This window comes from Streptomyces novaecaesareae, from assembly GCF_000716875.1.
Taxonomy (GTDB): domain Bacteria; phylum Actinomycetota; class Actinomycetes; order Streptomycetales; family Streptomycetaceae; genus Kitasatospora; species Kitasatospora novaecaesareae.
In genome coordinates, this window is sequence record NZ_JNWQ01000048.1 from 18,084 (window position 1) to 31,027 (window position 12,944).

The 12,944-nt window shown below is 74.0% G+C and carries 10 protein-coding genes; 3 read left to right on the forward strand and 7 right to left on the reverse strand.

What is annotated here, in order from left to right:
- Positions 1 to 23: 23 nt before the first annotated feature.
- The 3 genes from OP86_RS19465 to OP86_RS19475 form a co-directional block, all read right to left on the reverse strand.
- The gene (locus OP86_RS19465) at positions 24 to 1,310 is read right to left on the reverse strand and encodes an FUSC family protein (protein ID WP_051830283.1); all 1,287 of its coding nucleotides are present in this window, start codon (positions 1,308 to 1,310) and stop codon (positions 24 to 26) included.
- 170 nt (positions 1,311 to 1,480) lie between these two features.
- Complete coding sequence (locus tag OP86_RS19470; protein ID WP_030059835.1) at positions 1,481 to 2,215, reverse strand: polyprenol monophosphomannose synthase; 735 nt, start codon at positions 2,213 to 2,215, stop codon at positions 1,481 to 1,483.
- Positions 2,216 to 2,530: 315 nt separating this feature from the next.
- Complete coding sequence (locus OP86_RS19475; RefSeq protein WP_425337762.1) at positions 2,531 to 4,147, reverse strand: N,N-dimethylformamidase beta subunit family domain-containing protein; 1,617 nt, start codon at positions 4,145 to 4,147, stop codon at positions 2,531 to 2,533.
- Between the two features lie 392 nt (positions 4,148 to 4,539).
- On the opposite strand from OP86_RS19475, the gene OP86_RS19480 reads away from it, so the two are divergent.
- Positions 4,540 to 6,441: an APC family permease gene (locus tag OP86_RS19480; protein WP_051830284.1), complete on the forward strand. Its 1,902-nt coding sequence runs from the start codon at positions 4,540 to 4,542 to the stop codon at positions 6,439 to 6,441.
- A gap of 60 nt (positions 6,442 to 6,501) precedes the next feature.
- On the opposite strand, the gene OP86_RS19485 is transcribed toward OP86_RS19480, so the two are convergent.
- From OP86_RS19485 to OP86_RS19495, 3 genes are all read right to left on the reverse strand, one after another.
- Entirely contained in the window at positions 6,502 to 6,771 is a 270-nt protein-coding gene (locus OP86_RS19485) for a GlsB/YeaQ/YmgE family stress response membrane protein (RefSeq protein ID WP_030059830.1), read from the reverse strand.
- 161 nt (positions 6,772 to 6,932) lie between these two features.
- On the reverse strand, positions 6,933 to 7,733 hold the full coding sequence (locus OP86_RS19490; RefSeq protein ID WP_209440352.1) for a HEAT repeat domain-containing protein: 801 nt from the start codon (positions 7,731 to 7,733) through the stop codon (positions 6,933 to 6,935).
- A 106-nt stretch (positions 7,734 to 7,839) separates the two neighbouring features.
- Positions 7,840 to 8,574, reverse strand: a complete 735-nt coding sequence (locus OP86_RS19495) for a TetR/AcrR family transcriptional regulator (RefSeq protein WP_245231800.1) — start codon at positions 8,572 to 8,574, stop codon at positions 7,840 to 7,842.
- A gap of 165 nt (positions 8,575 to 8,739) precedes the next feature.
- On the opposite strand from OP86_RS19495, the gene OP86_RS19500 reads away from it, so the two are divergent.
- Positions 8,740 to 9,939, forward strand: a complete 1,200-nt coding sequence (locus tag OP86_RS19500; protein WP_030059827.1) for an FAD-dependent monooxygenase — start codon at positions 8,740 to 8,742, stop codon at positions 9,937 to 9,939.
- 49 nt (positions 9,940 to 9,988) lie between these two features.
- Here OP86_RS19500 and OP86_RS19505 read toward each other — a convergent pair whose 3' ends face one another.
- Positions 9,989 to 11,836: a hypothetical protein gene (locus OP86_RS19505; RefSeq protein ID WP_051830285.1), complete on the reverse strand. Its 1,848-nt coding sequence runs from the start codon at positions 11,834 to 11,836 to the stop codon at positions 9,989 to 9,991.
- A 435-nt stretch (positions 11,837 to 12,271) separates the two neighbouring features.
- On the opposite strand from OP86_RS19505, the gene OP86_RS19510 reads away from it, so the two are divergent.
- Positions 12,272 to 12,898, forward strand: coding sequence for a CBS domain-containing protein (locus OP86_RS19510; protein WP_245231802.1), 627 nt, complete (start codon positions 12,272 to 12,274; stop codon positions 12,896 to 12,898).
- Positions 12,899 to 12,944: the final 46 nt, after the last annotated feature.

A 12,944-nucleotide genomic window follows, 5' to 3' on the forward strand; every position in this document is an offset into this window, starting at 1 on the left:
CACCGGAAGCGGAAAGCACCGGATCAGCGCCCGGCCTCAGCCGCCGGGCGCTCCGTCGTCCCCCGCCCCGATCCGCGACCGGGACCGCGCCCCCGGCCCGGTGCCCGCTCGCCGCGGAGGAACCGGCGCAGCCCGGCGAACCGCGCGAACCGCTCCCGGTTCGCCACCGAGGCGCGGTCCAGCTCCTCCATCAGCCGCCGGCTGCGGTGCTCCAGGTCCAGCTCGTCCAGGATCCGGTCCACCTCGGCCAGTATCGAACCGTGCAGCTGCCAGGCCTCCGGATGCTCCTGGACCTTGCGCAGCAGCACCTGGGCGACGTTCTCCCGGCAGGCCCAGGCCGCCACCAGCTCGGCCGTCAGCCGGCTCTCCGCCTCCTCGGCGTCACGGCTCACCTGGGTGGTGACCAGCACCGCGAAGCTCACCATCGCCCCGCCGACGTGGTCCAGCAGTTCCTCCAGGCCGACCGCGACGTCCGGCGGGAAGAGCCGCTCGCCGGGTGCGCGCCGCTTGGCCAGGTCGGTCATCGAGCGGGCCAGCACCCGGACCACGACGACGCAGATCTCCAGCGTGTCCAGCCCGGTGCGCAGCACCAGCCGGGACAGCAGCCCCTCGCTGATCCGCGGATTGAACCGCAGGCTGTCCTCGGCCTGCCGCAGCGCCGCGTCGACCTCGGCGATCGCCTGGTCCAGTCGGCGGGCCTCGTGCAGCCGCTCGGCGGCCCGGGCGACCGGGATGGGCCGGCCCAGCTCCTCGGCGATGTCCAGCAGCAGCCGACGGGCCCGCCGGGCGAGGTCCTCGATCGACTCCCCGGCGGTGTCCACCCAGACCGGCGGTGCGAACAGCAGGTTGAACAGCAGGCCGACGCCGGCGCCGATGAGCGTCTCCAACACCCGGTCCCAGGCCTGCGAGGCCAGTTTGGTGACGCCCAGGATCAGCATCGCGCTGATCGCGACCTCCTGGACGAACTCCTCGACCCGGACGAACCGGCCGACGACCAGCGAGGCCAGGATGATCAGCCCGAGGCTCCACCAGGAGAGCCCGACCACGGCGCTGAAGCCGATCGCGATCAGCACCCCGACCACCACCGAGTTGACCCGGCGGATGCTGGTCTTCAGTGTCGAGTAGACGGTGACCTGGACGACCAGCAGCGCGGTCAGCGGTGCCGTCAGCGGGGCGGGCTCGCTGCTGAGCTGCGTCGCCACCGCGTAGGCGATGGTGGCCGCGACGGTGGCCCGGAAGGTCTGGACCACGAAGGGTTCTCGGGCGCCGCGGCGGATCAGGGCCGTGAGGGACTCCGGGAGAATGGCCATGTCGCCCTTCTTTCCCCTCAGCCGCCGTTCACACCGTCCCCGGGACGGCCCGGCACCCGTATGAGCCGGAATCGTAGGCCCCGGCCGTCGCCGCCGGGCCGGATGGCCGGGCCGGATGGCCGGGCCGGTTGCCGCGCCGGGGGCCGGGCCGGCGGTCGGGCCCTCGTGTCCTAGGCGTCGCGCTTGAAGCGGAGCTTCCAGGGCGCCAGCGCCGACTCGACCTGCACCCCCATGCTCATCTTCGAGGCGCCCTCGATCCGCTCCTCGAAGCGGATCGGCACCTCGCGGATCGTCATGCCCTGCTTGACCACCCGGTAGTTCATCTCGACCTGGAACGAGTAGCCGTTGCTCTGCACGGTCGGCAGGTCGATGGCGCGCAGGGTCTCCGCGCGCCAGGCCTTGAACCCGGCGGTGGCGTCCTTGACGCCCAGACCGAGGATGGCGTTGACGTAGAAGTTGGCCCAGGCGGACAGGGCCTTGCGGTGCCAGGGCCACTCGGTGGCGGTCGAGCCGCCGGGGACGTAGCGGGAGCCGAGCACCACGGCGGTGTCGCCGGTGAGCAGCGTGCGCACCATCTCGGGTATCACCGCGGTCGGGTGCGAGAGGTCGGCGTCCATCTGGACCACGATCTCGGCGCCCTCGTCCAGGGCCCGGCCCATGCCGGCCAGGTAGGCGCGGCCGAGGCCGTTCTTCTCGGTGCGGTGCAGCACGCCGACGGTGCCGCCGGAGTCCGCGGCGAGCTTGTCGGCGATCTCGCCGGTGCCGTCGGGAGAGTTGTCGTCGACCACCAGCAGGTGCAGGTTCGGCACCGGGAGTTCCGCGAGCAGACCCGCGAGGACCGGGAGGTTCTCCCGCTCGTTGTACGTGGGGACGACCACAACGACCTTGGGAGAGGCCTCGACCATGTTCTGTTTCCCTCGTTATCCTCGTCGGCCGGCAGCTGTGCCACACCGGTCGGATTTCCTGGACGACCTACGCTGTTGGACCGTGTGAGTGTATCGGGGGCGTGATCCAGATCCAGTCCGGGGGCGCCGCGTCGGAGGGCTCCGGCGGGGCTCGGCAATCCGTTCGACCGCGATGGGCCGATGTGGCAGGCTACCGCCGTTCCGAACGCGGACCCGGAGAAATTCTTTGACGATCCGTCGCACCACGCTGGGCCGGGGTCTGCCCCGCTGATACGGGCTCGCGCTACGCCGGGCTCGCGCTTCGCCGGGCTCGGGCTATGCCGGGCCGTAGACGGACGCCAGGTTGTCCTGGGCGGGGTGGGTGCGGGCGGCCGGGCCGGCGGCGAAGGTGCGCAGGACGTTCTCGGTGACCTTGCGGACCAGGTCCCCCGCCCGGGAGTCGATGCCGTGGTCGGCCTTGCCGCCGCCGGGGCCGTGGGCGTCCAGCGTCTCGACCCAGCGCATCGTGCCGCTGGCGAAGACCCCGGCACCGCTCGGCACCGTGTGGTAGGCGGTGTCGGAGTGGGAGCGGCGGCCCTCGCAGACCACCGGGGAGTGGGCGATCACCTCGATCGGGCGCGGCGTCGGGAAGGCGGTGTCCACCCGGTCGTACTCGACGCCGACCAGGTGCGGGAAGGACGCGCCCGCCGTGACCCCCGTCCCCTCGAAGGCCCAGTGCCCGGGCGAGGACACCACGTACGGGGCGTCCACCGGGTAGCCGTCGTAGATCACGCCGAGCATCGAGCTCTCCGGGTCGGCGCCCGGGCCGGCCCGGAAGTCGGTGGTCGCCGGGGCGCCCGCCTGGTGGCCCGGGTCCTGCGCCCAGGCGTCCTTGTAGCAGACCACCGTGCGCTCGGGGCCGAGGTCGGTCGGCTCGAAGCGGACCCGGCGGAAGCAGCAGTTGGCGCCCAGGACCGCCAGGTTGGTCCCGGCGTCGCGGGCCGCGACCACCTGGGCGCGCTGCTCGGGGGACCAGTACTCGTCGTGGCCGAGTGACACGACGGCGGCCGCGCCGGTCAACAGCCCCGGCTCGCGGGCCACGTCGATGCCGGTGGTGTAGGCGAGCGGCAGGCCCAGCCGCTCGGCGAGGGCGACCAGCGGCGCCTCGTAGACCAGGAACAGCCCGGCGCCGTGGTCGTAGTCGTACGGCCGGTCGAAGACGACCTTCAGCGAGCGGGTGGCCAGGCCGCCGGTCGGGCCGTTGTAGAGGCTGTAGCCGCCCCACTCGTTGTAGGCCTGCCAGGTCGCCGGGGCGCTCATGATCACGGTCCTCCCGGCGGTGACGGCCGAGCGGACGGTGAGCGGGACGTAGCGGCGGCCGGAGCCGTCATCGGCGTCCAGGCGCAGCAGGTAGGCACCCTCGGGCCAGCCGGTGGTGTCCACGGCGAGGGTGCGCTGCCAGCCGGTCAGCACGGTGCGGGTCGCGGGGTCGACGTGCGGGGCGGGCTGCCTGCCGCCGGGCACGTGCTCCCGGTGCCAGACCAGGCGGGCGCGGGCACCGCCGTACCAGCCCATCCGGTAGGCGGAGACGGCGAAGGCGGCGGCGGGGGTGGAGACGTGCAGGCCGAAGGACTCACCGGGCAGGACGCTGACCCGGTCGGCGAAGCCCTCGATGGCGGCGTCCGGGCCGGGGTCGGTGATCTCCCAGCCGGGCGTGCCCGGCCGGGCCTGCTCGTGCTGCGGGTCGCTCGTCGGTTCGGCGTGCCGGGTGGCGTCGGCGTCACCCGTGCTGGGGGCCTCGGGCCGGCTGTCGGCGGGGTGCGGGGCGGGTGCCGTGTCCGGGTGGTGGGCTCCGCAGGAGGTGACGGCGGCTGCCATCAGGCCCAGACCCAGAATCCCGCGCCGGCTCGGTTCCGCCACGGCGGCCTCCCTGTGGTTCGCAGCTGTGTCCATCGGTCCGCGCCGATGCGGTGCGCGTTGATGCGATGCGATGCGATGTGATGCGTCAAGCTCCTTCGTCAACCTGCTTCGTCAACGCGCGCGGACATCCTCGCCCGTTCGGGAGGCTGCGTGCGGCCCAACGCGCCGGGCCGTCGGGCACGGGCCGCACGCAGCCCGCCGCCCGGGAGGGCCGTACGGGCGCACCCTGGCGTGTTGGCCCCGGCGGTTCCCGGGCCGCGCCGATCCGGTCACCTAGCCTGACCAGGCCCGCCGTCCGGCGGCCACAGGGGGTCCGGAACCGCACGCGGCCGGCCGAGTCGTGGACAGGGGTGTACGTGGTCTCGTCGGGTTCGGCCGAACCGGGGGTACCGCCTCGGGCCAAGCGCGGGTGGTTCCGGGCGTGGATGCTCGAAGGCCTGGCGGACATGGCCAAGCAGCACCCCGGACCGCACGTGCAGACGCCGCAGCACGAGGGCCAGAGCTGGTGGCGGGTCATGTGTCTGACCGGCGTGGACTACTTCTCGACCCTCGGCTACCAGCCGGGCATCGCGGCCCTGGCCGCCGGACTGCTGTCCCCGGTGGCGACCGTCGTGCTGGTGATCGTGACCCTGCTCGGAGCCCTTCCCGTCTACCGGCGGGTGGCCCGGGAGAGCCCGCACGGCGAGGGGTCGATCGCGATGCTCGAACGGCTGCTCTCGTTCTGGCAGGGGAAGCTCTTCGTCCTGACCCTGCTCGGGTTCGCCGCCACCGACTTCATGATCACCATCACCCTGTCGGCCGCCGACGGTGCCGCCCACCTGGTGGAGAACCCGCACGTGAGCGCGGCGCTCGGCGGGAAGCAGATGCTGGTCACGCTGGTCCTGGTGGCCCTGCTCGGGGCGGTGTTCCTGCGGGGCTTCGGTGAGGCGATCGGGGTCGCCGTCGTGCTGGTCGCGGTGTACCTCGTGCTCAACGTGGTCGTGGTGGCCAACGGCCTCTGGCACGTCCTGAAGGCGCCGCACCTCGTCACCGACTGGTCGGACGCGCTGACCGCCGAGCACGGCAACGTGATCGCGATGATCGGCGTCGCACTGACCGTCTTCCCCAAGCTCGCGCTCGGCCTCTCCGGCTTCGAGACCGGTGTCGCCGTGATGCCGTACATCCTGGGCGACCCGGAGGACACCGAGGCGAACCCGGTCGGCCGGATCCGCGGCGCCCGCAAGCTGCTCACCACCGCAGCCGTGATCATGAGCTGCTTCCTGATCACGACCAGTTTCATCACCACCGTGCTGATCCCCGCCGCGGCCTTCAAGACCGGCGGGGAGGCCAACGGGCGTGCCCTGGCCTACCTGGCGCACCAGTACCTGGGCAGCACCTTCGGGACGGTCTACGACCTCTCCACCATCGCGATCCTCTGGTTCGCCGGTGCCTCCGCGATGGCCGGCATGCTCAACCTGATGCCGCGCTACCTGCCGCGCTACGGCATGGCCCCGCACTGGGCGCGTGCCGTGCGGCCACTGGTCATCGTCCTCACCCTGATCGCCTTCCTGGTCACCTGGATCTTCGACGCCAACGTGGACGCCCAGGGCAGCGCGTACGCGACCGGTGTGCTGGTGCTGATCAGCTCCGCCGCGATCGCCGTCACCATCGCGGCCCACAAGGCCGGGCAGCGCCGTTGGCGGGTCGGCTTCGCGGTGATCGCCGCGGTGTTCCTCTACACCACGGCGGTGAACATCGCCGAGCGCCCGGACGGCGTCAAGATCGGCGCCTGCTTCATCGCGGGCATCGTGCTGGTCTCCTTCCTCTCCCGGCTCAAGCGCGCCTTCGAACTGCGCGTCACCGACGTGGTGCTGGACGACGTCGCGGAGCGGTTCGTCCGGGACTACCTGCACCGCCCGCTGCGGCTGATCGCCAACGAGCCGAACAGTCGGGACCTCTCCGAGTACCGCGACAAGATCCACCAGATCCGCCGGGACAACGACATCCCGGCCGAGGACGACCTGGTTTTCGTCGAGGTCACCGTGCTCGACCCGTCCGACTTCGAGGCCGAACTGACCGTCCACGGCGAGGTGATGCACGACCGCTACCGGGTGCTGTCGCTGGAGAGCTCCAGCGTGCCCAACGCGCTGGCCGCCCTGCTGCTGCAGGTGCGCGACCTGACCGGGCAGCAGCCGCACATCTACTTCGAGTGGACCGAGGGCAACCCGTTCGCCCAGTTCCTGCGCTTCTTCCTGTTCGGGCAGGGGGAGATCGCACCGGTGACGCGCGAGGTGCTGCGGGAGGCCGAACCGGACCGCTCGCGCCGCCCGGCGGTGCACGTGGGCTGAACCGGCGGTCCGGCGGTTCCGGCGGTTCTCGCGGGCTGGCGGTTCTGGCGGGCCGTGGGGTCAGCGGCTCGGGCGGGACCTGCTCCAGGCGGGTGCGACGAAGGCCACCAGGGCGACGGCGAAGCCGAGTTGCAGGATGTGGCGGATCCAGTCGATGCCCGAGGTGTGGCGGACGCCGACCCAGCCCGAGACGGCATTGCCGAGCCAGGCCCCTGCGACGCCGAGCAGCATGGTCAGCCACCAGGGGATCGACTGCGGCCCGCGCAGGATCAGCTTGGCGAGCGCGCCGAGCACGAAGCCGATGAGCAGAATCCACAGGAGCTGGAACATCGCCGTCCACCCTTCCGGGCGCCACCGGAGCCGACCGGTGCGCCGAATCGCCGACACGCGGTTCGTCCCATGATCACCCGGATCGGCCGGACGGGCATGTCGGCGGAGAACCCCACAGGTCAGGGGGGACTACGGGCGGCCCGTACCCGGCGGCCGGGGCCTCAGCGGTCCCGGACCGCCTCGACGGCCTCGCGGACGTCCGGGTGCGGATCGTCCGCCAGGCCGTCCAGCAGTTCGGCGACGCCCGGCGTGGACCAGTCGCCGACCGCCCAGACCAGTGCCTCCCGGACGTCCGGGTCCGGGTGGGCGGCCAGGCGGGCCAGGCGGTCCACCGGGCCGCGGCGGCGCATCCCGAACCAGTCCAGGACGGCCCGGAGTTCGACCGGGTCACCCGGGTCGCCGGCCGCTTCGAGCCGGGCCAGCAGGACGGGGACGGGCGGCGGCGGACCGTCCAGCGGGTGCGGGTGGCGCTCGCGCAGCCGACGGCCGCCGTACTCGCCGCGGATCCGGCAGCCGAAGCAGGTGCAGGGCCGGGTGCCGTGGGCGTTCGGCAGGTAGCGCCAGCCGGCGACCTGCGGCACGGCGCGGATCCGGTGCACCTCGCGGGCGCCCACCGCGCGCGGCAGGAAGACCTCCCAGCCGCGTGGGTCGGTCAGTTCGCCGATCCGCCGCACCGCCTCGGCGGCGGACACCGTGCGCTGGGCGCCGGTGGCGCGGTCGCGGTAGTGCCCGGTCAGCACCTCCTGCGCATCGTCCAGCCGGACGTGCACCGCGACCAGCGAGCCCTTGGGCCCGAACCGGGCCAGCTCGCGCAGCCACTGGTGGGTCAGCGTGTAGGACGGCAGCACGGGGAAGCAGTACAGGCCGCGCGCCCCGCCCTGGCCGCGGCTGTCGGCCCGGATCCCGGCGCGACGGATGCGCGGCGCGTTCGCCGCGGCGGTCAGGTGCACGAACATCGCCATGGGGCGTGATGCTAGCGGGCGGGCAGGCGCGGTCCGAGGGGTTTTTCCGGGCGCGCGGGCGGGCGCGCGGGCGCTCGGGGCGGGTAGGCGGGCCGGCTTCGGTCGGTTAGGGGTGTCGGGTGCGGCGGGCGATCAGGGCGGCCAGGCCGTCCAGGATGCGTTCCAGGCCGAAGTGCAGGGCCTGGTCGCGCCCGTTCGGGTCGGCCATGGCGGCTGCGACGGCGGGGAAGCGGTCGGCGTGCTGCCGCACCACGGTGCCGAGGGCGGCGAGGAGTTCGGCTTCCGGTGAGCCGGCCGGGCCGGCGGCGCGGGACTGCCCGGCGATCTCGCGCACGTGTCCGGCGAGCAGGACGGCGGCGTCCATCCGCTCGGGGCCGGTCAGGCCGTGGCCGTCGAGTGCGGCCACCACCCGTTCCAGCCAGGAGAGTTCCCTGGGGCCGAGCACCCGGGGGCCGACGGTGGCGTCCAGCAGCCACGGGTGCCGGTCGAACGACTCGGCCAAGTGGTGGGCCCAGGCGGTGAGTTGCTCCCGCCAGTCGGCGCCGTCCGCAGGTGCGGGGGGCTCGTCGACCGCCGACTCCACCATCAGCGCGACCAGTTCGGCCTTGCCGGGGACGTAGCGGTAGAGCGACATCTTGGTGAAGTCGAGCAGCCCGGCCACCTTCTGCATCGAGACCGCGGCCAGGCCTTCCGCGTCCGCGACCTCGACGCCCGCCGCGGCGATGCGCTCCAGGCTGAGGGCCGGCTTCGGGCCGCGGGTCGGTTTGGCGGGCGGGCCCCAGAGGAGCCGCACCGTGTCGTTCGCCGCCTCGCCCATCGTCTGCTCCTGTCCTGGGTCCATGTCGCGGGCTGTCGTTCGGAGTTCCCGGTCGGAGCCGCCGTTCCGGGCTTCCGTCCGCGAGTGCTGCCGTGGGGGTTGCCCATTCGCTCAACTGTGTCTACCGTACACAGCAACAAACAGTGTCCGCCAGACACAGTTTCCAGAGCTGCAGACGGAGTGATCCCCATGAGCACCAAGGTCCTGATCTCGGGCGCGAGCATCGCCGGCCCCGCCCTGGCCCACTGGCTGGGCCGGTACGGCTTCGAGGTCACCGTGGTCGAGCTGGCCCCGGCGCTGCGCGGCGGCGGCCAGGACGTCGACTTCCGCGGCCGCACCCACCTGACCGTGCTGGAACGGATGGGCGTCCTGGACGAGCTGCGCGCGCTCGGCACCGGCGGCAGCCCGATGACCTTCGTGGCCGAGGACGGGCGTCAACTGCTGCACCTGCCTGCCGAGTTCGCGGGCGGCGACGTGGAAGTCCCGCGCGGGGAACTCGCCCAGCTACTGCACCGGCACAGCAGCACCCGCGCCGAGTACGTCTTCGGCGACACGATCACGGCACTGGAGGAGACGCCGAACGCGGTCCGGGTGTCCTTCCGGCACGGCGCGCCCAGGGAGTTCGACCTGGTGATCGGCGCCGACGGGCTGCACTCCACCGTCCGCCGGCTCGCCTTCGGCCCGGAGGAGCGCTACGTCCGCCACCTCGGCTACTACGCGGCCACCTGGCAGCTGCCGAACACGCTCGGACTGCCGACCGGCTCGGTCGGCCTCAACGTCCCCGGCCGGCTGATGTCGGTCGGAGCCGGCCACCGGGACCCGAGCCGGGCGGGCGCCTTCTGCCTCTTCGCCTCGCCCGAACTGCGCTACGACCGCCACGACCCGGCGCAGCAGAAGGCGCTGATCCGGACCGCGTTCACCGGCCTCGGCTGGCGGGTGCCGCAGCTGCTGGAGAGCCTGGACGCCGCTCCCGAGCTGTACTTCGACTCGATCAGCCGGGCCGACGTGCCCGCCTGGTCGACCGGCCGGACCGCCCTGATCGGCGACGCCGCCTGCGGCGCGACCATCGGCGGCATGGGCACCGGGACGGCCGTGGTCGCCGCCTACGTCCTGGCGGGCGAGCTGGCCCGCGCAGGCGGCGACCACCGCACCGCCTTCGCGCGGTACGAGAAGCTGCTGCGCGGCTACGCGCAGGGCTGCCAGAAGGGCGGCGACCGTACCGGGCCGTTCCTGGCGCCGCGCACGCCGACCGGGCTGCGGTTCCGCAACGCGGTGCTGAACCGGCGTTGGGCGCTGGACAAGATGCTGGAACTGGGCAAGCAGGTCAGCAGCGTCGAACTGCCGGACTACGAGGCGGAGCTGTCCGGCCGGGTCGGTGCGACGCGCTGAGCGGGGGCGGGGGACCTTCGCGGTGGGGACCTTCGCGGTGGCGCGGGACTCAGTGCGGCGGGCCGATGCGGCTGCCGTTGTCAAGGAGCGCCTCCACCTGGACGGCCGCCCGGGACGGGCGTTCGACGGCGAGCAGGTGGTCCGGCGCGGGCCGGTCGGCGGACCAGTCCGGGCCCTTGACGGTGAGCCGGGTGACACGGCGGCTGCCCGCCACGAGCAGGTACTCCGCACCCTGCGGGGAGCGCCACCACGTCCAGGCCACCGTGTCCTGCTCGAACCGGCTGCACGCCCGACCCGGACCGCCGCCGGTGCGCTGCGGGCCGCGCGCGGTCGACAGGACGACGGCGGTGGCGGCGCTGCCCTCGCCGTTCCAGCGGTCGGCGCGCAGACAGACCCAGGCGGCCGAGCCCGCGTTCTGCGGCAGCGGCTGGACGGCGAAGGCCCACAGGTTGAGCTCCTTGACGCCCGGCGTGCCGTCCGGGACGGCGCAGCCCGTACGGGCCCAGGCCTGCAGCGCGTCCTGGGCGGTCGCCTCGCGAGGCGCGAGGGCGGACTGCGCGGCCTGGGCGGACTGCATGGCCTGGGAACGGTCCGGCGGGGTGCGGTCCGGCGGCGGGGAGTAGGTGAGGTGGGCGGGGACCAGGCCGCCCAGGTCGGCCAGCAGGAAGGCGTGCTTCTCGGCGATGACGGGGGAGGAGCGCAGCTGCAGCAGGGTGGCGCCCTGGCAGTCGCCCGGCCCGCCGCCGGGGACCGGGGCCGTGACGGCGTCGGGGTGCTCCAACGGCCGGGCGGGCGCGTCGGGTTGGTCGATCCGGCGGAGCTCGGCGGAGTCCACCCAGGGGGCCAGCAGGTACCGGACGGCGGCGCCCTGGCGGCGCAGTGCCAGCGCGCCCGCCGTGGTCACGTCCGAGCCGTCCGCCCGGGCGAGGTCCAGCCCGCCGTCCCGGCCGTCCGTGTAGCGGGCGATCCGCCGCCCGTCGTACAGCACCACCACGCCGGTGCCGTCCACCGTCCCGGCGAACAGCAGGTGCGGTGCTTCGACCGGCGGGGCGGAGTCCGTGCCCGGCTCGGCGCGGCTGCCCGGGCCGGGCTGCGTCCAGGCGGTCAGCGCGCGGCCGAGCAGCGCGGCGTCCTCGCGGCGGTCGCCGCGGGCGGGCCAGGCCGAGAAGTCGAGCCGGGCGGTGTGCTGCCAGGCGTCCGGCGCGACCCGGACCAGGCGGGCCGGGTCGGCGGCACCCGGGGGAGCGGCGGAGGCCGGACCGGCGGGCGCGGCGGGGCCGGACCCGCCCAGTACGGCCGCCGTGGTGGTGAACCCGAGCACACCGACCGCCAGCGCGGCGGTCAGCGTCCGACGGCGGCGCAGCAGGTCGGTGGGCTGCACCCGGACGGCGCACGGGTCGAAGGCGGACGGCTCCCGGTCCGGACCGCACGACACCCCGGCGGCAGCGGCGACCGCCGCCTCCGGCCGCGCCACCCCGGCCTGCCGCAGCACCTCGGCGGCCTGCTCCGCGTCCAGGCCCTCGACCGTCCGCAGCCCGAACGCGGCCCGGGCCGGGGCGTCGAGCGCCGCGAGCGCGTGGTCCAGCGCCGCGTCCTCCTCGCCGCCGTGCGGGGTGAACAGCCGCAGGCCCCAGGCCCGCGGAGCCAGCAGACGCGCGGCCGGGTGGGGCCGCAGCGCGGCACGCAGGACCCGCAGGCGCAGGTCGGCGTAGACCGGGTCGGTCTCGGCGGCGTCCGGTTCGGTACGGCGGGCCCAGCGGAAGGGCAGGGCGTGCTGAACGGCGGCATGGGCGGCGAGCACCCTGCTGTGCCGGTCCCGGTCGGCGGGCAGCGCCAGGTAGGCGAGTCGCACCAGCCTGCGGTAGTGGCGCACCAGGGTCGCCTCCGCCTGCGCCACCGGCCGCACCGTTCCTCCCTGGGCCGGCGGTGCCGCGCCCACCGTCCGTCCTGCCAAAGGGAGCCTCCCGGGAGCTGTGCTGCTGTCGTGGTGGACGGTCTAACGAGTCGATCATGTGATGGTTGCGCCGTCCGAGGCGACCGGCGTGCGCCGCCGGCGCGCGAGCAGGCGGTGCGCCACGTACCGCCGCTCCGACGACGAACGCACCGTGGACACGTCCTCGCCGGCACCGCAGGCTGGAGTGCCTGAGCCCATGTCGGGGGCGTGTTCGCAGGTCAGGGCCCAAGGTCCCACCCGTTCGGCCCCTTGGCCCCTGGCGGTCCGGACTGCCGCGCGCCATGCTGCCGGTAACAGGCCGGGACGATCCGCGCCCGGTCGGACCAGCACCGTTGGACGAGGTGAACCGGCGTGCGGCATGCCACCGTCGAATCCGTGATGACCAGCCCCGTGGTCCTGGTCTCGCCCGAGACCGGTTTCCGGGAGATCGTGACGCTGCTCAGCGAGTACGACATCACCGGGATGCCGGTGGTGGACCCGGAGGGCCGGCCGCTCGGCGTGGTCTCGGAGGCCGACCTGCTGCGCACCCTGGCCGCGCAGGAGGACCCGGGCAGCCTGCTGCCGGCGCCCGAGTCGGCGAAGGCGGGCCCGGACGGCGACGTCACCGCCGCCGACCTGATGACGACCCAGCCGGTGTGCACCACGCCCGGCACCAGTGTGGTCGCGGCGGCCCGGATGATGAGCCGGCACGGGCTGAAGCGGCTGCCGGTGCTCGACGAGGAGGGGCGCGTCATCGGCATGGTCAGCCGGGGCGACCTGCTGCGGGTGTTCCTGCGCGAGGACATGGTGATCCGCCGGGAGATCGTCGAGGAGGTGCTGGGCCGGATCGAGGGCGTCAGCCCGGCGGAGATCGGGGTGGAGGTCAACCAGGGGCGGGTGGTGCTCAGCGGCACGGTGCCCGAGCCGCACCTGGTGCCGATCGTGCTCAACCTGTGCCGCTCGGTCGACGGGGTGGTCTCGGTCACCGACCGGCTCGGCGCCGGGGGCGCGGCGACGGTCGGCTGATCCGGTCCGTCCCGGTTCATCCCGTCCCGGTCCAGGGCGTCTCGGA

Bases quoted from the DNA above. Each gene is read 5' to 3' on its own strand.
- OP86_RS19495 (WP_245231800.1), bottom strand. From the start codon at position 8,574: ATGGACCCAGGACAGGAGCAGACGATGGGCGAGGCGGCGAACGACACG.
- OP86_RS19500 (WP_030059827.1), top strand. From the start codon at position 8,740: ATGAGCACCAAGGTCCTGATCTCGGGCGCGAGCATCGCCGGCCCCGCC.
- OP86_RS19490 (WP_209440352.1), bottom strand. From the start codon at position 7,733: ATGGCGATGTTCGTGCACCTGACCGCCGCGGCGAACGCGCCGCGCATC.
- OP86_RS19485 (WP_030059830.1), bottom strand. From the start codon at position 6,771: ATGTTCCAGCTCCTGTGGATTCTGCTCATCGGCTTCGTGCTCGGCGCG.
- OP86_RS19470 (WP_030059835.1), bottom strand. From the start codon at position 2,215: ATGGTCGAGGCCTCTCCCAAGGTCGTTGTGGTCGTCCCCACGTACAAC.
- OP86_RS19480 (WP_051830284.1), top strand. From the start codon at position 4,540: ATGCTCGAAGGCCTGGCGGACATGGCCAAGCAGCACCCCGGACCGCAC.
- OP86_RS19465 (WP_051830283.1), bottom strand. From the start codon at position 1,310: ATGGCCATTCTCCCGGAGTCCCTCACGGCCCTGATCCGCCGCGGCGCC.
- OP86_RS19510 (WP_245231802.1), top strand. From the start codon at position 12,272: ATGACCAGCCCCGTGGTCCTGGTCTCGCCCGAGACCGGTTTCCGGGAG.
- OP86_RS19475 (WP_425337762.1), bottom strand. From the start codon at position 4,147: ATGGACACAGCTGCGAACCACAGGGAGGCCGCCGTGGCGGAACCGAGC.